15 protein-coding genes are annotated in these 18,927 nt (G+C 42.6%); 1 reads left to right on the top strand and 14 read right to left on the bottom strand.

Going from position 1 to position 18,927, the window contains the following annotated elements; translation table 11 throughout:
- Positions 1 to 94: 94 nt before the first annotated feature.
- The 10 genes from MHI32_RS15570 to MHI32_RS15525 form a co-directional block, all read right to left on the bottom strand.
- Positions 95 to 1,105, bottom strand: coding sequence for a phosphotransferase (locus MHI32_RS15570; RefSeq protein ID WP_340010178.1), 1,011 nt, complete (start codon positions 1,103 to 1,105; stop codon positions 95 to 97).
- A 312-nt stretch (positions 1,106 to 1,417) separates the two neighbouring features.
- The gene (gene treR / locus MHI32_RS15565) at positions 1,418 to 2,137 is read right to left on the bottom strand and encodes a trehalose operon repressor (RefSeq protein ID WP_036677129.1); all 720 of its coding nucleotides are present in this window, start codon (positions 2,135 to 2,137) and stop codon (positions 1,418 to 1,420) included.
- 164 nt (positions 2,138 to 2,301) lie between these two features.
- On the bottom strand, positions 2,302 to 4,272 hold the full coding sequence (gene treP, locus MHI32_RS15560; protein ID WP_076184937.1) for a PTS system trehalose-specific EIIBC component: 1,971 nt from the start codon (positions 4,270 to 4,272) through the stop codon (positions 2,302 to 2,304).
- A 50-nt stretch (positions 4,273 to 4,322) separates the two neighbouring features.
- Positions 4,323 to 6,065, bottom strand: a complete 1,743-nt coding sequence (gene treC, locus MHI32_RS15555; RefSeq protein WP_340012741.1) for an alpha,alpha-phosphotrehalase — start codon at positions 6,063 to 6,065, stop codon at positions 4,323 to 4,325.
- A 347-nt stretch (positions 6,066 to 6,412) separates the two neighbouring features.
- Positions 6,413 to 7,600, bottom strand: a complete 1,188-nt coding sequence (gene deoB / locus MHI32_RS15550; RefSeq protein WP_340010177.1) for a phosphopentomutase — start codon at positions 7,598 to 7,600, stop codon at positions 6,413 to 6,415.
- A gap of 20 nt (positions 7,601 to 7,620) precedes the next feature.
- Complete coding sequence (locus tag MHI32_RS15545; RefSeq protein ID WP_036677141.1) at positions 7,621 to 8,802, bottom strand: NupC/NupG family nucleoside CNT transporter; 1,182 nt, start codon at positions 8,800 to 8,802, stop codon at positions 7,621 to 7,623.
- Between the two features lie 15 nt (positions 8,803 to 8,817).
- Positions 8,818 to 10,122 carry a purine/pyrimidine permease gene (locus MHI32_RS15540; protein WP_340010176.1) on the bottom strand — a complete coding sequence of 435 codons (1,305 nt, stop codon included), beginning with the start codon at positions 10,120 to 10,122 and terminating at the stop codon, positions 8,818 to 8,820.
- A gap of 47 nt (positions 10,123 to 10,169) precedes the next feature.
- On the bottom strand, positions 10,170 to 10,877 hold the full coding sequence (gene deoD, locus MHI32_RS15535) for a purine-nucleoside phosphorylase (protein ID WP_076130497.1): 708 nt from the start codon (positions 10,875 to 10,877) through the stop codon (positions 10,170 to 10,172).
- A gap of 161 nt (positions 10,878 to 11,038) precedes the next feature.
- Entirely contained in the window at positions 11,039 to 12,472 is a 1,434-nt protein-coding gene (locus tag MHI32_RS15530; protein WP_340010174.1) for a helix-turn-helix domain-containing protein, read from the bottom strand.
- Positions 12,473 to 12,591: 119 nt separating this feature from the next.
- Positions 12,592 to 13,143 carry a biotin transporter BioY gene (locus MHI32_RS15525; RefSeq protein ID WP_076277335.1) on the bottom strand — a complete coding sequence of 184 codons (552 nt, stop codon included), beginning with the start codon at positions 13,141 to 13,143 and terminating at the stop codon, positions 12,592 to 12,594.
- Positions 13,144 to 13,390: 247 nt separating this feature from the next.
- On the opposite strand from MHI32_RS15525, the gene MHI32_RS15520 reads away from it, so the two are divergent.
- Positions 13,391 to 14,368 (top strand): biotin--[acetyl-CoA-carboxylase] ligase, encoded by a 978-nt coding sequence (locus tag MHI32_RS15520; RefSeq protein WP_340010173.1) that lies wholly within the window; start codon positions 13,391 to 13,393, stop codon positions 14,366 to 14,368.
- Positions 14,369 to 14,497: 129 nt separating this feature from the next.
- Here the strand turns inward: MHI32_RS15520 and MHI32_RS15515 are convergent, their stop codons facing one another.
- From MHI32_RS15515 to MHI32_RS15500, 4 genes are all read right to left on the bottom strand, one after another.
- Complete coding sequence (locus MHI32_RS15515) at positions 14,498 to 15,850, bottom strand: MATE family efflux transporter (protein ID WP_076130493.1); 1,353 nt, start codon at positions 15,848 to 15,850, stop codon at positions 14,498 to 14,500.
- 234 nt (positions 15,851 to 16,084) lie between these two features.
- A complete protein-coding gene (locus MHI32_RS15510) occupies positions 16,085 to 16,768 on the bottom strand; it encodes a MarR family transcriptional regulator (RefSeq protein WP_076130492.1) in 684 nt (227 codons plus the stop codon).
- 295 nt (positions 16,769 to 17,063) lie between these two features.
- Positions 17,064 to 17,846, bottom strand: coding sequence for an ABC transporter ATP-binding protein (locus MHI32_RS15505; RefSeq protein WP_076130491.1), 783 nt, complete (start codon positions 17,844 to 17,846; stop codon positions 17,064 to 17,066).
- Positions 17,847 to 17,960: 114 nt separating this feature from the next.
- Positions 17,961 to 18,803 (bottom strand): AraC family transcriptional regulator, encoded by an 843-nt coding sequence (locus MHI32_RS15500; protein WP_076130490.1) that lies wholly within the window; start codon positions 18,801 to 18,803, stop codon positions 17,961 to 17,963.
- Between the last annotated feature and the right edge of the window lie 124 nt (positions 18,804 to 18,927).

Raw genomic sequence — 18,927 nt, 5'->3', positions numbered from 1 at the left:
ATTGCTAAGATTCCAAATACAATTTAAATAGTTTTCAGCAGTTCATCCTAATAATACCATTTGAAAAATATAACGCACATCATTTTCTAATCTTTTATATTGAAATATCCAGAGAATTAAATAAAAAGGTTGTCCCGTTCACATAAGCTCTCAAAATCGCTTGAGCATATGGCTGCTCTTCAATCAACCCCTCGGTCTCAAGCGGATTCTCTGCATGAAAGCTATAGGCTTCGATTATCGCCATGACTAAGAAGCACTCTAGCTTCATTATATGTTCATCTTCCAGCTTCCTGATTCTCTGATATCCTTCGACGAAATAAGCTCTTTGTGTTGGGTATAATCCCATAATAGCCTGAGCTATATCGTAAAGATGATAGCCGAAGCCACACCTGCCAAAATCGATAGGATAAGGTTCATTATCCCGAAAAATGACATTTTTATTATGTAAGTCCGCGTGGATCATCCCATAATTTTGTTCATGTCTTGTGAACGTTTCGAGACAAGCTGCCACTTTAGTGGCGGCTGCGGAATATAACTTAAAACCCTCATCCGATATGAAATGTTTGCGATGTAGACTTAGGTGATCCCAGTCCCGTTTAAAGCTCAGTGCACCCCAAGAAGGACGAGTAAAGCCGCTGGAAGGACTAAAATCAGAGCTGGCCTCATGAAGCTTTGCCATCAATGATCCTGTTTTACGGATGCCCTCCTCCGTTAGTTCGCTTTTGTCTACATGCTTTCCCTCGACCCATCGCATTAAGCTCGAATAAAACCGTTGTCCGTCACACACCGATGTTTCCGTAATAAAGGCCCCTTCACGATTGATTACAGCTTCGGGCAAGAGGAGGCCCTTGCTCTTCAAAGCGAACAACCACTCAATTTCTGAAATGGTTCCTTCGCGTTGTTTGTTATCCGGGTGAATGCGGAGCAAGAACTGTTCCCCCACATCGCTTACAATGCGGAAGGTGACATGTTCGGATACTTGAATGAAGTGAATGGAGTTCCAGTCTATTTCATATTCCTGTAAAGCATGAAACGCCGCTTGTTTTACTTGCCTCAGAGTTCGGTGTCGGTTCTCCTTAGTATTGATCCGAAAGCCATTATTCATTGCTTATCTCCTTTGTCTACCATACTTCCATCATTTTAACAGTCTAGACGGATAGCTGTAATGATAAAGAATGAATATGAAAAGAGTTTTCTCTTTTTGACTCACCTATAAAAATAGGGAATTCATTGCCACTTAGGCATGAAATTCCCTACTCTTCAAATCTAATAAGATTCTTCTACAAGCGAAATTGCAACAGGTTCTGCTGGCCCTCATTGTTCGCTCCCCATATCCATACGTTTCCATCGCTTTTCAGAGCCATGCTATACAAGGCACCAGCGGATACACTGATAACTGGGACACCCTCGGATCAGCTTATCGCCTCACCCTTCGAGCAAAATCCACGAACTGGAATTTATCCAGCCGGTGTCTAGACTCGGTATATTGGTAAAGCACCGTGTTCTCCAAATACACATAGTTTCGTACTACTACAATATGCGTAAAATTCTTCAAATCGAGCAGTCTATGATCCTCCTCGGTAGAAGGCTCAACGGATATCAGCTTCTTCGCATAACTGATCTTAAGACCCAATTCCAGCTCCAGATATTCATAGATTGAGCCTTCCGCGATTTCCTCACTCAGAAAGGAAACAATATCCGCACGAAAATAATCCTTATCCAAAATGATCCGTTCACCTTCAATTTCCCTGGCGCGAACAACCTTCCAAATCAGAGTTTCAGGTGGAATCTGCAGATGTCTGGCGATTGCGGAGCCTGCCGGCTCTTGTATCGTCCGCTCTACCAGTGTCCGTGAGGCAGTACCCAGGGTATCGGCCATCTCTTTAAATGAAATCAAACCGGTAACAGGGAAATCCATTCTGGTCATGTCAAGCACAAAGGAGCCTCTGCCCTTAATTTTGTGAATATATCCTTCACGGAAAAGTAGATTCAGCGCTTTGCGCACGGTCTCTCGTGAAGTGGCGTAAGCTTCGGCGAGTTCACTTTCGGAAGGCAGCTTGGTTCCCGGCAGCAGTTGTCCAGAATGGATTTGGTTGCTGTATTCATTATAAATTTGCAAATATTTATTTTCTCTCAATTTTGATCACCGCCCTTTATTGTATCACGTCATGCCTTTGGAAGCATCGATTCAATTGGAGGGGAATTTATAGCGTTGAACATATAAATTCTTATATTTATAGAAAAACAGCCCCCAAGGGGCTGTCTTTCTAAAGTATAAAGTCTTTGCCAATATAGCCTTTATCAACCCTTGAGATGAATAGTCAAGATGCTTGTTTGTTTGGCCGTAGCTGGTCCGGTCTTCTCCTCGATCTTCTCGACCATCTCCTGACCTGCAGGAATGATGATTGGAGTAATCACCGGGTAACCTGCTGCGCGGATAGCTTCCATATCAAATTCTAGTAGAAGCTCTCCTGCTTGCACCTTATCACCAATATTTTTCAGGCTGGTAAAACCGCTACCTTTAAGCGCCACCGTGTTAATTCCAACGTGGATTAATACCTGAACACCGCTGGCATGCTCCAGTATAAGCGCATGTTTGCTCTTAATCACATGGGCTACTGTAGCATCAAAGGGAGCATATACTTTCCCCTCAGAAGGTTCGATTGCAATTCCCTCACCCATTTGCTTTTCAGCAAAGGCAGGATCAGGCACCTGTTCCAGCGATACTGCAGTTCCACTAAGCGGTGAGACAAGCTCCAGAATATTAACTGATTCCTGTGACCCTTGAACTGAATGACGGCTACTCAATTCCTCTGGCTCGCTCGTAGTACTAGAAGCCTCTGTAACTGTGTTCTTTTCGGAACGACCCACTACAGAACGTCCGTACAATACTGTGGCGGCAAATGGCACAACGAGAACAATAACCATGCCAATAAAGAAAACGCCCCACTGATTCGGGAAAATAGAAAGGAAACCGGGAATTCCCCCTACGCCAATGGATGAAGCTCGAACCTGGTTAACGGTAAGGAGCATACCGGCAATTGCTGAGCCGATCATCCCGAAGATGAAAGGATAGCGATAGCGGATATTCACCCCAAAGATTGCCGGTTCAGTCACGCCGAGGAATGCAGAGACGGAAGACGTAGCCGCCAAACCTTTTGCCTTTTGTTCTCTAACAACGAACATCATCGCCAGTGCCGCAGCGCCTTGCGCAATATTGGAGAGCGCCAGCATCGGCCAGAGGAAGGTGCCTCCCTCACTGCCGATGAGCTGAACATCGACTGCCAAGAAAGTATGATGCATCCCAGTGATGACCAGAAGTGCATAGAATCCACCATAGATCAAACCACCAAGGAGCGCAAAATGATCAAATACATAGATCAAACCCGAGGTGATAGCATTGGCAATGGCGAACGTAACGGGTCCGATAATGGTGAAGGCCAGAAAACCTGTAACCAGCAGGGTCACTGGAGCAACGACCAGTAGTTTAATGGAATCAAGCACCCGGCGGTTGAGGAACTTCTCCAGTCTAGCCAGAATATAGGCCGAAACCAGTACAGGCAATACTTGCCCCTGATAACCGATCTTCTCCAAATGCCAGCCGAACAAATTCCAGGTCGGAACGGTTCCCTCAGTTGAAGCACTTGCATAACTGTAGGCACTTAATAGATCCGGATGTACGAGAATGAGACCCAGCACGATTCCGAGCAGAGGACTGCCCCCGAAACGTGTAACAGCTGCCCAACCGATAAGGGCTGGTAAAAAGGTGAAGGCTGTGCTGGCAATCGTGTTAATAATCGCAGCAATGTCTTTCCATGCAGGATAGACATCTACCAATGACTTACTATCAAAAAAGATACCAGGTCCGGTCAAAATATTATTAATCCCAAGCAGCAAACCTGCGGTTACGATGGCCGGAAGAATCGGAATAAAAATATCAGCCAGTGTTTTGATCGCCCGCTGCAATGGATTCTGTTTCCGTGCTGCCGCTGATTTCACGTCATCCTTGGAAGAGCGGGCACCACCAGTGATTTGAATCATTTCATCGTATACTTTATCTACAGTTCCTGGTCCGATAACGATCTGGAACTGCCCTTGCGTAGAGAATTGTCCTTTTACGAGTTCGTTACGGTCCAGGGCTTCCGAATCCACCTTGCTCTCGTCATACAGCGAGAATCTCAGCCGGGTTACACAATGCGTCGCAACCTCAATATTCTCCTTGCCCCCAACCGCCCGTACAATATCTTCAACATTTTTGCGGTCTATAGCCATATCTTCACTCCTTACAAAATTGATGTGTGCTCCTTCTCAAGTACACCTCGTTAGCGGACTAACCACATGTAGGAAGCATAAGGACTAAGCTGAAGCTCTTGTGTTAATGATGGTGCATCTGCTGTATTCCCAATCAGAAGCTCGTCCTTACCACTTGGCGACAATTCAGTCCAGTGATTGTCTTTAAAGCGGAAAGAGATCTCTTTACTGCTGAAGTTCGAGACCACAACAAGTGTCTCTCCATCTCCTGTTCTGGCGTAAGCGAAGACTTCAGGATGACCTTCATCGAGTCTCTTAAAAATACCATCTATGAATACTCCATACTCCTTGCGTAGTGCAATCAGTTTGCGGTAATGGTGGAAGATGGAATCAGGGTTTTCCAGTTCCTTCTGCACATTGATGTTTGGATACCGCTCATCTACCTTCAACCATGGAGTACCAGGGGTAAATCCGGCATTCCGGCTGTCATCCCACTGCATCGGCGTACGTGAATTGTCCCGCGAACGCTCCTGTAGAATGCTGAGGGCAACCTCCGGGCTTTTCCCCTGTTCACACAGAATGCGGTACATATTTAGTGACTCAATGTCGCGGAACTCATCGATGCTTTTCCATACCGGATTCGGCATACCGATTTCTTCCCCTTGATATACATAAGGTGTTCCCTGAAGGCCATGCAGAGTTGTCGCGAGCAGCTTGGCGCTTTCCACACGGTAGACCTTATCATCAGCGAATCTGGAAAGGGCACGTGGTTGATCATGATTGTTAAAAAATAGTGCGTTCCAGCCTCCGCCTTTCTGCATTCCGGTCTGCCATTGCGCGAACAACCGTTTCATTGCCTCGAAATCATAAGGCATCAGTTCCCACTTCTGTCCATTCGGATAGTCGACTTTTAAATGATGAAAATTGAAGGTCATGGAAAATTCCCGCTCTTCAGGACTTGAGTACCGGATACAATGCTCCAGTGTAGTTGAGGACATCTCTCCTACAGTCACCATCTCAAACGGACCAAACACCTCTTCATACATTACTTTGATGTATGCATGGACCTGTGGACCGTCAGTATAGAATTTACGTCCATCCCCCGGTGGAACACTCCCGTCATCGTTAGGGAAGCGCTGATCTTTGGAGATTAAATTAATTACATCCATGCGGAAGCCGTCGACACCCTTTTTAGCCCAGAATAACATCATATCATTCACTGCTCTACGTACCTTCTCATTCTCCCAGTTCAGATCCGCTTGGGTTTTATCGAAGAGAGTAAGATAATATTGTCCCGACGCTTCGTCGAACTGCCAGGCAGGCCCACCGAACTTCGACTGCCAGTTGTTGGGTAAGCCGCCGTCCGGAGCCGGGTCCTTCCAGATATAGTAATCACGGAAAGGATTGTTCCTGCTTGAAATGGACTGTTTGAACCACTCATGTTCAGTCGAGGTATGGTTAACCACGATATCAATCATTAGCTTCATTTCGCGTCTATGCAGTTCCTGTATTAGCTCGTCAAAATCCTCCATCGTACCGAAATCCGGGTTAATATTTTCATAATCTGCTACATCGTAACCGTTATCATGTTGCGGCGAAACATAAACCGGCTGTAACCAGACAATATCGATTCCAAGCTTCTGCAAATAATCTAATTTCTCAATAAGTCCTTTAATATCTCCTGTTCCGTTGCCTGTAGTGTCCTTAAAGCTCTTCGGGTACACCTGATACACCGTGGAGCGGCGCCACCATTCCGAATACTGGGACTGACTCAAGTTGAACACCTCCAAAAAGAATTCCTTTATTTCAACCATTAAACCTGTATATACAAGTTCAAACACTTCACACAGTTTAAACCTGTATATACAGGTTGTCAATACTATTACTATCGAAGGAGTGGCATGAGTAGAAACTAGATTATTTATAACGTTGTATTAGAATGCGATTCATCGAAAAAAGGGTTAACGACAGGTGGCTCTAAAATTAACCCCTTTAATAATTGATTATTACCCTCGTATTTGATCCGTAATAACAAAAAAAGCCGCTTTCTCGGCAGCTTTTTAGATACAAAGATAAGTAGATAAAAAAACAAACAGGATACCTTTTACTAATACAAGTTATGTATCCTGTTTCTATTCAAAGTGTCTATTCAAATTATAGTTTATTTAAGCTCCTGTAGGAGGCTCTTACCAAATTGGGGCATGGTCACAACAAAGTTATCAGCAACTGTTGCTCCAATATCCGAAAAAGTCCTCGATATAGGCAGCTCCCCTTGTCGATTGAAACTCTTACTGTAGAGGAGTAAAGGAACATATTCACGGGTGTGATCCGTGCCCGCATGAATGGGATCATTCCCATGGTCTGCCGTAATTATAAGAAGATCATCTTCACATAGCTCCGCTAGAACTTCATGTAATCGATCATCAAATTCTTCTAGCGCTTTCCCATACCCGATCGGATCTCTACGATGGCCATAAAGTGCATCAAAGTCGACAAGATTCAAGAAACTAAGTCCTGTAAAATCAGTATGAAGGGTCTCCATGAGTTTATCCATGCCATCCATGTTAGACACTGTTCTGAAAGACTTGGTGACACCTTCCCCATCGTATATATCTGAGATCTTGCCAATCGCTAGTACATCGAACCCGGCATCCTTAAGCTCATTCATCACGGTTCTTCCATACGGCTTCAAGGCATAATCATGACGGTTCGATGTTCTTTTGAAATTTCCGGGCTGCCCGAGGAATGGTCTAGCAATCACTCTTCCTAGCATGTACTCCTCACGTAAAGTAATCTCTCTGGCAATCTCACAGATTTGATACAGTTCTTCCAAAGGAATAACCTCTTCATGAGCCGCAATCTGAATCACGGAATCTGCAGAAGTATAGACAATGAGTGCACCTGTGTTCATATGCTCTTGTCCAAGCTCATCGAGAATAGCTGTACCACTAGCGGGTTTATTCCCAATCACCTTTCGTCCTGTTCTTTCTTCTAATTCATTAATTAATTCATAAGGAAACCCTTCAGGAAACACTTTGAAAGGAACATCAATTCGTAGGCCCATGATCTCCCAGTGACCTGTCATCGTATCCTTTCCATTAGAAGCTTCCTGCATTTTGGTCCAATAAGCTAAAGGGTGCTCTACGTTGGGAACTCCGGGTATTGGGTCAATATGACTTAACCCTAGCTTGGATAACGCAGGAACATGTAGCCCATTCATTTTTTCTGCAATATGCCGTAATGTATGTGATCCTGCATCCCCAAACTTGTCAGCATCTGGAGCTTCACCAATGCCTACAGAATCCATAACGATGACGAAAATCCGCTTAAACCGGGGTGTTTGTTTCATGTTAATACTCCTTGCTACAACTAGAATATGATACCGATAATCAAAGCTGATAAAACGCTTACAAGTGTGGCGCCAAATAACAGCTTTAATCCAAATCGTGCGACGATATTCCCTTGCTTTTCATTCAATCCCTTCACTGCACCCACAATGGTACCAATCGACCCAAAGTTAGCAAATGAGATTAGAAAAACGGAGACAATGGCTGTAGTACGGCCACTTAAACCTTCTTGAATCTTAACAAAGTCAAGCATAGCAACGAATTCATTCGCAACAAGCTTTGTCGCCATAATACTACCGGCCTCAACAGCTTCATGCCATGGCACACCGATAAGAAAGGCGATGGGTGCAAAGACGTAGCCTAACACTCCTTGGAACGAGATTCCGAATATGCCACTGAAGACTCCGTTAATTAAAGCAATGATTCCTACAAAACCAACTAACATTACCCCAACTACTATGGCTACTTTAAAGCCATCCATAATATATTCGCCCAGCATTTCAAAAAACGTTTGTTTTTCTTCTACCTGAACTTCAACAATATCTTCTTCAGGTGTAACTTCATACGGATTAATGATGGATGAAATGATAAATCCGCCAAATAGGTTTAATATCAATGCAGCTACTACATACCGAGGTTCTAGCATCGTCATATAGGAACCAACGATTGACATGGATACCGTAGACATTGCAGACGCACATAATGTATACAAGCGATGTTTTGGCAATAGTCCAAGCTGGTTTTTCACCGAAATAAATACTTCATTTTGTCCGACAATTGCGGCTGCAACTGCATTATAAGATTCCAATTTACCCATGCCATTTATTTTACTTAGCACCAAACCAATATACTTTATAATGAATGGGAGTATTTTGTAATGTTGCAAAATCCCTATCAATGCTGACATAAAAACAATGGGCATCAAAACATAAAGGAAAAATGTATGCGCCCCTTCATTTGCAATGCCGCCAAACACAAAGTCAGTACCTTCATTGGCGTATCCAAGTAATTTTGCAAAACTATCAGCAAACCCTTTAATCAAAAATTCTCCAATGCTCGTTTTTAGGATAATTAATCCCAAACCTATCTGAATAGCAATCATTACAATGATTGGACGATATTTAATCTTTTTCTTATTGTTACTTCCTAGCCATGCCAGTAATAGAACAATAACCAGACCAGCAATAGAAATTAGATAATGCATTTTTAGCCCTCCAAATTATCGGTTAATTTTCTTGGAATCCTCATATCGAAATGCATCTTTCCACATTAACCCTTGTTCCAAAATAATCGCTAATAGGCTTCCGCATATTAATCCATTATTTAAAATGGCTATCACGATCGGAGATAAATGGGCCGTAGCTGATGCAGGAATAAACATTAAACCTACACCCACTAAAAGGGAAAGCCCACTGACAATAAATGTTCGCTCTTCATGAATAACCTTTTTCAATTCCTTTAGCGCTAGTCCGACCATCTTCACAAAAATGACGAAGGTAACAGAATAGCCTATGGGAGCTGGAATCGCAGATATGAAATTCATCATAGGCGGAAACAAGGATATTGAGATCACTAAGCTGCAGCCAATTAAAAATGATTTGCGCTCCCTCATCCCTGTTTGCTCAACATATCCCGCCGCTCCCGAAATAGGGACTGAGCCGACCGCTCCTAAACCACCACTAATAAGATGCGTAATTCCAGAAGTAAACCCGGCGCGCAAATAACGACGATGATCCCCTTGCTTTGGTTTCATAACGGTCTCCATCAAACGGATGGATGCCACTGCATTGGTTATTAATAATAGGGTTAGTAAAAATGCAGTAGTAATTGTCCCGGCATCGAATCGGGGTGTTCCAAATGGGAATATTTCCGGCAGCTTAAATAGAGTATCCGCACGAGAAACCGCCGGCATACTACCGCAGATTATAAATAATAGGCAGCCTATCACTATACTGAGAATTATTGAAAACTGGCTTAGTAATACAAAGCGGCTGTTGCCTAACCAAAAGGTAATGCAGACCACGATCACACTAAGGATGAATACTTTAACATCTAACATGGTGTGGGCTATGGTAATCCCCATCATCCCTTTCATAAAAGATCCACTTAATTGAAAGATCAATAAAAGTAAATAAATAAAGGTGATGGTTGGAGTAAAAAGACGAGCGATTTTATCCATTAGCTTAAATGCTGAAATTAGGATAAACAACACTCCGCTAACGATCATCGCTCCACTTAAAGCCTGTAAAGCGCCGTTGTTAGAGGAATAGAGCCCCCCCACTAAACTCGCGTAAATGGTAAAAATGCTCCACCATAACCCTGCTGGACCTTCATGAATAGGGAATTTATGACCCATCAGGCCTTGTAAAAATCCAGCTATTGCTAAAGTAATCATGGTGCTCTGAATGAGTCCAGAAGTCTCTATGGGTGTTAAGTTATATAAATCTGCGATAGCAATGGGTGCAGCAATTGCACCAGCGATCATAAAAATCATCCACTGCAATCCTGACAGTATTACCTTCATTTCTTTCTCACTCTCTTTTCTAACAACACTGCACTCTTATCAATAAATCAGCCTTCAACGACTGTGTTAAGAGCTACTTCGACCATTTCATAAAAGGATTGTTCACTTTCTTTATGAGTTAGGTGCTCCTGTCTTAACAATTGACTGCCGACGGTCAAAATCGATAACGCTTTTACACCATATTTAGCGGCTAAAGTGTATAGGGCGGTACTTTCCATTTCTACAGCTAATACACCGAAATCCATGAACTTATGAAGCCGATCTAAATTTTCACGATAGAATTCATCAGAATTATAGATGTTACCAACAAACACCTTTGCATTTTTAGCTTGTGCTTGTTGATATGCTTTCATTAGCAATGAGAAATCTGCCGTTGGTGCAAAATTACAGCCATGAAAGATCTTTTCCGTCATATTACTGTCTGAAGATACTGCTTGGGCTAATATAATATCGCGGATATTGATATCTTCCTGCATCGCGCCACATGTACCAATGCGAATCAATTTCTTAACTTCATAATCGACGATCAATTCTGTTGCATAGATACTCATCGATGGATTTCCCATCCCTGTCCCCTGAACCGACACAGGCACACCCTTGTATAATCCAGTGTATCCATACATCCCTCTTACTTCGTTATAACAATAAGCCTCCTCTAAAAAGTGTTCTGCCACAAACTTTGCACGTAAAGGATCTCCTGGGAGCAAAACGAGCTCTGCTATTTCTCCCTTATTTGCACCTAAATGCCTACTCATAGTTCTTCCTCCAACTTTTAATAGTAAACTGAGGTTTACCGAAATCGCTTTCCACTTGCCTTCAAGTAAAATCAGTTTCGAAACTAGATTGAGCATAAGGTTTTTTAACATTACAAACTAGACCAAAAACTTACGGAGCTTACGGAAAATAATTGGTCAAATTATAAAAGCAGTTCTTTACGAATGTTGTCTAAATCTCTTTTAGAGGGGATCGTGGAAATAATAACAACAGGCACTGTCGTTAATGCAACCGGGATATTACTAATGACAAGATCGATATTATTTTGCTGCATGATCTCGTCGGTCAAGCCTTTCATTATGGAAGTATTAAGGATCAACTGATCCCCAATCTCCTTCTTTATCAAATCTGCTATGTAATGACGAATTGAAAATTCTTCCCCGATCACTAAAAAGGCCCTCTTACTTTTATAACGTAAACTCGAGCGGACAATTAAGGTTAGCTTTGTTAAATGAAAATGATTAAACAAAACGGAAGGGTAAGTTTTATTCCACGTTTGCATACAGGTTTGCAATTCTTGATAAATCTGTTGGCATTCCTTTTGAACATATGTTGTTAAATGACTTGTTGAAATCATCATCCATTCAGGAATGGCATTTTCGATTAATAGCTTGTCAAAGAACCCGTAAATCTCCAAAATAAACCGTTCTTGCATATCTAAGTTCGGGTATACCTTTGCTAATAACATTAGAAGCAGATTCCCCATTTGATATTCTTCTTTATCCTTGTGTAATTCGACTTCTTTCATCGGAGTGATCTCTGACCCTTCATAATAATGATATTGGCTGAGACTAACCATGGATTGTATAAAGAATATTTCACTGTTTGGAAATTCAAGGGACAGCTTGTCCTCAAGACGTTTTGCAATAGTTTTCACTGGGAAATAAAACATCCCCTTTTCCCAAGGGTAAGCATTTTCGTCGATTTTCACACATTTTCCTTTAGCCACTCTTTCTATAACAATGGCCAACAAAAACGATAATCTCCTTTTGGAATTGATAAAATATACAATGTTATTCTCATTTTCTATATTTGTGATTAACTGATTAATATAAGCAAAATCAACATTCGCAAAGGGCCAGCCTGTAAACTCATACGCATCACAATATAACTTCCAATAAAAATATCGAATATTCATTTCATTCCCTTTGATCATGGGGGTAGAAAAACTAATGCGTAGCTTATAAGCTTTTAGATCATCATTATTTAATTGCACAATCAATTTCTTTAAAGATGAGGTACTCATAAACATGGCTTCGGAGAGCTCTTCCACTGACAGTCGACCCACCTTCGTAAACAAAAAATCCATTAGCCGATAAAAGATGGTTTGTCTGAACATAGAAGAAATCACTTCACTAATCGTACTTCGCCCATCACGTTGAAGAACTATTCCCTTTCCTCTAGAAACCTCAATGGTTACAGTAGATGGTAATTGCTTGCTGATTTCCTCCACCATCTTCCGGATGGTCTTATCAGAGATCCCTAAACTTTTTTCTATTTCCGCTAAGGTAAACCATCTATGTTCTGTATCAAGCAGCGTTAATAGTTGACTAGCTAAATTAAATCCCTTATCCATTTTTCTACACCCACTTCAATTTCGTTTTAATTTTTATAGTATAAACAAATTCGCAACCATAACCCTATTATTTTTCAATAAAAAAACCCGGGTTTTATTTACCCGAGTTTCACATCACATTATATTTGTGTTTTTTCTTCTATAGGGCTTATTGCTTTCAACTGCATCGTTATGACGGCTGCAATAACGGCTTTGATGATGTCTCCCGGAAGAAAGGCCAACGCTCCGACAAGACCAGCCCAGATCGAAGTATTGGTTATCAATGCCATGACAGGGGCACCAATCAGACTCACTAGTAATACACCGAAGATTATGTTGATAGCTACCAGCTTCCAAGTTCGAACCTTCGGCCAGATTTTTTCGGAATACCAGCCAATAAGGCCGGCCGCGATTGGAAAACTAAATATGTATCCTGCAGAAGGTCCAACTAACACCGCGATTCCGCCGCGACCGCCAGTCAGTACAGGCAGCCCAATGGCTACTAGTATGATGAAAATAATGAGACTGAGGGCGCCCATCCGTTTCCCCAGAAAACATCCAGCCAACATGACGCCAAGCGTCTGGGCAGTGATCGGAACGGGGATGAAGCCGAGGGGGATGGGCGGTATCATCCCCAACACCGCGATAAGTGCTGCGAATAATGCAGCATAAATTAGTTCTTTTGTCTTCAAAAAAATGACCTCCATTGGATATCAATGATTGTATTCTGGTTAGTAAATACGTCCAGTAAGCTGAATTATAATGGAGATATTCTTTATTGTAAACCATAAATTAATATATGGTTTACAATAAAATAAAATACCATGCTTGAGTTTTTCCTATTGTTATATAGAATTAGAGTATTCAGTCGCAATCGTTGGATGTTAATCTATTCAATGGGTTTTGGTCGGAGAGTTATACTTTTGGAGGTTTAAGTTCATGACAGTAAAAGAACATATTCTTGCCTTGCTCGACAGTAATAAGGGTGAATATTTTTCCGGAGAGGAAATAGCCGTTCAGTTATCCGTGACGCGCAGCGCGGTCTGGAAAGCCATAAAATCTTTACAGACAGACGGTTATTCCATACAAGCTGTAACCAATAAAGGATATTCCATGTCACCACAAACGGATATCTTATCAGCCAGTGCAATTTCAAAGTACCTGGATTCTCAGGGGCAAAAGTTACGTGTTGAAGTCTTTAAGACCATATCTTCCACGAATGAAGCCGTAAAAAACCTTGCCTCAAATGGAGAAGCTGAAGGTAAAGTGATTCTTTCGGAAGAACAAACAGCTGGTCGCGGGCGAATGGGCCGGAAATTTTTTTCTCCACCTGGAACGGGTATCTATATGAGCATCCTGCTGCGTCCCAAGCTGTCCGCAACAGACTCAGCTTTATTGACCACTTGCGCCGCAGTAGCTGTAGCCCTTTCTATCGAGAGCGTATCCGGTAAAGAAACGCAGATTAAATGGGTAAATGACGTTTTTATGGAAGGTAAAAAAGTATGCGGGATCCTTACCGAAGCATCCGTGTCATTGGAAAACGGCTGGCTTGATTATGCTGTCCTCGGCATCGGTATCAATGTAGTCCTCCCTTCCGAAGGCTTTCCCAATGATCTTACCGAGATTGCAACAACTGTAATTTCAGAAAACAATCCTTATGGTGATCTGCGCAACCGTCTCGTTGCAGAAGTACTAAACCATTTCATGAGATATTATGAACATTTAACGGACAGATTGTTTCTTTCCGAATACAAAAAAAGGTTAATTTCACTTGGCGAACCTGTGACCGTGATAAAGGATAATGAACAACGTAAAGCAACAGCCATTGATATCGATGACGATTGCCATCTGAAAGTCAGATATGAGAATGGTGACGAAGAGTATCTTTCAAGTGGAGAAGTTAGCATTAAAATTTAACTGGAGCTTCGCCTCCAAAGCAGCTAGTGCTGCCTCATGGCAGGCTGCTTCATCATACGAGCCAAAAAAACCTTGCTGATCCAAGGTTTTTTTAGATGAACTAAAAATTTCAACTTAAAGCTTAGAATTTTACTGTACTAAAGTATCTAAATCAGGCTGCAATTTGTTCCGTAGAACATACAGCATGATGGCACCCACAAGGAACGCAACAGCATCTGAAATGACGAGCGACCAGACTACTCCGTGGAAACCGTTCATTCGATTAGCGATATACAATACTGGAATCAGAGTAACACCTTGAATAATTGACATAATAAAGGCGGCGGTTCCTTGTGCTGTCGCTTGGAAGATCCCCGTAAACAACGCGGTCGTTCCTGAAATGAACAGGGATAAGAACGTTACATGAAGAATATAGCTGCCCAGTTCAATTAATTGCGGGTCATTCGTAAATAAACCGATTAAGTGGTCGGAAATCAGATATACAATAATGCCGAACACGGCTGCTAATGCCACAGTCACTTTGATTGTGAATGTAATGGTATGCTTCATGCGTAATTTATTGGCTGTAAAAGAGAAGGCAATCAGCGGCACGACTCCCTCACATAAGCCCATCAGAATAACCTCTGGAAATTGTAATAATCGTGATGAAATTCCGAAGGCCGCAATGGCCTGCTCCCCATATTCAACCAGAAAACGGTTAAAGATAAGTGACATTGCACCCATGAAGAGACTCATAACAAAAACGGGTACTCCAATTTTAAATACATTGCTGAGAATGTCTTTGGAAGCTTTGAACCATTTTACAGAGATGGTTAAGAATTGGCTCTTATATCCCATGTGGAAGGCGTAGAATGCACTTGCAACCAAGTTAGAAATGACTGTAGCAGATGCAACCCCGATCACGTCCCAATGGAAGACGAAAATGACTAGCGCATCGAGAATAATATTCACAACAACACTGAGAAGCATGCCGATCATCGAAGTGATCGCTGCCCCCTCCGAGCGCACGATATTCTCCAGCGTGAAGAATAGAACGACGAAAGGTGAACCAATAAGCATAATCGTGACATAGTCCTTCGTGAACCCGAAGGAGTCAGGCGTCGCTCCCAAGCCATGAACGATTGAATCGATCAACGGGATGCCGGCAGCCATCAAAATAAGACCGAGAGCTAAACTGCTGTAAAAGGCGAATGAAGACACATGCTTTACATCATCATATTTTTTCTCTCCCAGCAAACGGGAGATGAATGCACTGCTACCGATACCAATCAAGTTACCTAGCGCCATAATGGCGGCGAATAACGGTAAAGTCAGTGCGAGTGCGGTTAACATCGCAGTATTGCCCAGTGTACCAAGGAAATAGGCATTCAAAATGGAGTATATGACACTCATCGACATGCCTAGCATCATCGGTACTGCGAAGTGAGCTACGGCTTTTGCGACAGGTGCTTTTTCAAAGTAATGGAGGTTTTCTGCATCCATAAGGTTCACCACTATCTTTCTTTATTTTGTTTTTTGAAATTACTTAGAATTCTAACTATCGGTCCAATATGATCCGTGACGCAGCAACAAGCAAACCTGTACCCTAACGACGAGTTTTCAGATTTGGCGTACGAAATTTGACTATTCTTCAGTTTCACATTACGCTGCCTTTGCCGTTCATCTTTCTCTGGTGGAAAGGCAGCGCCTCAGCTACTGTTTGCTAAAAGACTTTAATTACTTATCGTCTGGGCCATGTGATTTGTCAGGTGACGAATTACTGTCATCGCTGGAAGGCCAGCCGAATCCGCGCATGTCACCACGCCCTTCTCCGCCAAATCCAGGGAACCTTCCGCTAAAGCGTTCGTCCCTAGAATTTCCCCACATTCTGTGCATTTGTCCGCGCATAGCCATCATTTTTTCAAATTCCTCTGTTCCCATACGCGCCTTGGCAGCTTCCATCCACATAGCCATCAAATCACGTTCTCCGTCCGATCCAAGTTCTTCCTCCAAAGCTGTAATGACGCGAGTTAGGTAATCCCCGAAAGCTATCTGCTCTTCTGGCGATAAGCGAGAAAATATGTTGCCGCTGTCTATCTCTTGTTTCTCTTCCTCTTGTCCTTTTTGCGTTAGGTAAATCAACATGATACGTTTGTCTGTTTCTGAGGGTTTACGGGTGATGTATTCTGCTTTCTCCAGTTTACCAAGCAATTCATTGAGGGATGATACACGGATGTCCAACATATAGGATAAGTCTTTGGTGCTGATACCGTCTTTCATCCGAAGAAACGCTAATATCCTCCCTTGCCCACGTGATGCGTCGGCCATAGGACCAACCGCGGCATGAGACTTCAAGTGTTGCCTTTGCAACAGCCATTGCAGTTTCGCGAGTTTTTCGTACAATTCAGTATTCATGTCCATAATGAATCCTCCATTAAGTTTTTACGGTACCTGTTTAACTTTATAACGGTACCTGTTGATTTGTATTATAACGGTACCTGTTAGATATGTCAAAATGTTTTTTACAGGTACCGTTAATATGTTGTTTGACTGTTTATGGACGTGGCTTATAAGCTTGCAAACAAATATAAAACCCGCGCGGTGCGCGGGTTATTTTAAAATTATATTGTGATTAGTTTTCATTTTTTATATCTGCAAGCAATCCTTCAAACCACTTCAGAACGGTTTGCTCGCCTATTCGATGTGCCTTGATATTCTACTTATCACCGGCAAGTGTAAGCCACTTGCGGTTATGATGTTCCTGTACTTCAACGGGGGTATCAAAGAAATCACTCAAAACATCTGACTGCAAGCAGTTTACTGTCTCGTCACCTTTGTAGATTTCACCGTTCTTTACCAGCAGCGTGTGCGTGAAGCATGGTGTTATCTCCTCGATATGATGGGTTACATACAGCAAGGTTGGTCCACCAGGTTGCTTTGTTATCTTCTCGATCATCTGCAGCAGCTGTTCACGGGCAAAAATATCTAGTCCCGTGCACGGCTCATCAAGGATTAGTAGATCTGGATTGGCCATTAGTGCGCGTGCAATGAGGACTTTCTGACGCTGTCCTTGCGACAAGGTATCATATGTACGACCAGCCAAAGAAGAGCAGTCTAGAAACTCCATTAACTCCTCGGCTTGTTTTTGATCCTCTTCATTCGTCTTATCATACAGACCAATGGTCGCAAATTTTCCGCTTAGGACGATGTTCAGGGCAGTCTGATGGCCGTACAGCTTCTGCTGCAAGGAGGTGCTTACCCAACCGATTCGTTTGCGTAGCTCTCTCAAGTCCACATCGCCGAAGCGATGGTCCAGCACCTCGACTTGTCCTGTTGTCGGCCAGATATAGCCGTTCACTACATTTAGCATCGTCGTTTTTCCTGAACCGTTCAAACCGACGATACACCAGTGTTGTCCCTGCTTCACTTCCCAATTCATATCGCGTAAGATCATTGTCGTATCACGTTGCCATGATACATTTTTAAGTGATATAATCATGCCCAATTTTCCCTCCTTAAACATGCTTCAATGAGTTCAATATTATCATGGGAAAGTCCTTCCCGTAAAAAAAACATAACCTCAAGATTTTTTTACCAGCGGTTCTACGGACAATTAATCTTTGATTCTCTGTTTGTTTCGGTATACTGTCGGAGGGATCCCGTTAAGCTGTTTAAAAATCTTACTGAAATGATATTCTTCGTAGTACCCGCATAATTTGGCGATTTCCTTAACTGGATAATCGGTAAAAACCAGATAACGACAAGCTTGCTGGTTCTGTAAGTGCATATGGTATTCCTTCGGCCCCATCCCCGTAAATTTCAGAAACATCTTCCGCAAGTAAGATGGCGAAATGCCGTATTTCTCCGCTAATTTCTCGATCCGGTGATGATCCTTATAGTCGTTCTCGAGTGTTTTCTTGATCTGTTCGAAGGCGGCAAAAGCTCCAGACTCCATCAGATTCCAGTCCGGTTGTACGGTCTGGTGCAGCTTATGCAGCAGGATCTGCATTTTAGCCCGGGATACAGCTATGCCATCGGTTAGTCCGGGTAGCCAGTCCTGGTGAATCCCCCAGACCAGCTGGCTAATTTCCTCAGCTTGCTGTTGGTTATATTGGCTTAAGAAGGGAAGTCTCAGTTTTACGATTGGCTTGACTTCCTTCCATACCGCATCATAACTAAGCTCTGCACAATCGAAGAGCAGCATCGTTATGCGAAGTGGAGCATCCATCTGCGAGCGCATGGACAGTTTAAGGCCTGGTTTTAAATAGATTAGCATTCCAGCCTCTACTTTGTGCTCAACATTGGTCAGGAAAACCCCTTTACCTTCATGAATCCAGTACAAGCTGTGCACATTTACCATGTTACGGATGTCCTCCCAGCCGGGATAAGTAGCTTTGTCGAGTACAAAATGGATATGCACTGTGAGGTCATTCAGCTTGTAATCATTTTCTTCCAATTAATATCCCCTCCTGCTGCTAAAAGAGCGATTTAAACAAGACGGTAACGTTTTTTTCTATTCAATGCTTAAACTCCAAATGTTACTATCCATATTATCAAGATGTCTGAAATTCACAATACAT

Origin of the sequence: Paenibacillus sp. FSL H7-0690 (assembly GCF_037980415.1) — a bacterium.
Lineage (GTDB): Bacteria > Bacillota > Bacilli > Paenibacillales > Paenibacillaceae > Paenibacillus_AQ > Paenibacillus_AQ odorifer.
The sequence above is the reverse complement of the archived record's forward strand: the minus strand, read 5'-3'. Positions and strand labels throughout refer to the sequence as shown.

Excerpts from the sequence above, each read along its gene's own strand:
- MHI32_RS15570 (WP_340010178.1), bottom strand. The coding sequence starts at position 1,105 with ATGAATAATGGCTTTCGGATCAATACTAAGGAGAACCGACACCGAACT.
- treP (WP_076184937.1), bottom strand. The coding sequence starts at position 4,272 with ATGGCTATAGACCGCAAAAATGTTGAAGATATTGTACGGGCGGTTGGG.
- treC (WP_340012741.1), bottom strand. The coding sequence starts at position 6,065 with ATGGTTGAAATAAAGGAATTCTTTTTGGAGGTGTTCAACTTGAGTCAG.
- deoB (WP_340010177.1), bottom strand. The coding sequence starts at position 7,600 with ATGAAACAAACACCCCGGTTTAAGCGGATTTTCGTCATCGTTATGGAT.
- MHI32_RS15545 (WP_036677141.1), bottom strand. The coding sequence starts at position 8,802 with ATGCATTATCTAATTTCTATTGCTGGTCTGGTTATTGTTCTATTACTG.
- MHI32_RS15540 (WP_340010176.1), bottom strand. The coding sequence starts at position 10,122 with ATGAAGGTAATACTGTCAGGATTGCAGTGGATGATTTTTATGATCGCT.
- deoD (WP_076130497.1), bottom strand. The coding sequence starts at position 10,877 with ATGAGTAGGCATTTAGGTGCAAATAAGGGAGAAATAGCAGAGCTCGTT.
- MHI32_RS15530 (WP_340010174.1), bottom strand. The coding sequence starts at position 12,472 with ATGGATAAGGGATTTAATTTAGCTAGTCAACTATTAACGCTGCTTGAT.
- MHI32_RS15520 (WP_340010173.1), top strand. The coding sequence starts at position 13,391 with ATGACAGTAAAAGAACATATTCTTGCCTTGCTCGACAGTAATAAGGGT.
- MHI32_RS15515 (WP_076130493.1), bottom strand. The coding sequence starts at position 15,850 with ATGGATGCAGAAAACCTCCATTACTTTGAAAAAGCACCTGTCGCAAAA.
- MHI32_RS15510 (WP_076130492.1), bottom strand. The coding sequence starts at position 16,768 with ATGGACATGAATACTGAATTGTACGAAAAACTCGCGAAACTGCAATGG.
- MHI32_RS15505 (WP_076130491.1), bottom strand. The coding sequence starts at position 17,846 with ATGATTATATCACTTAAAAATGTATCATGGCAACGTGATACGACAATG.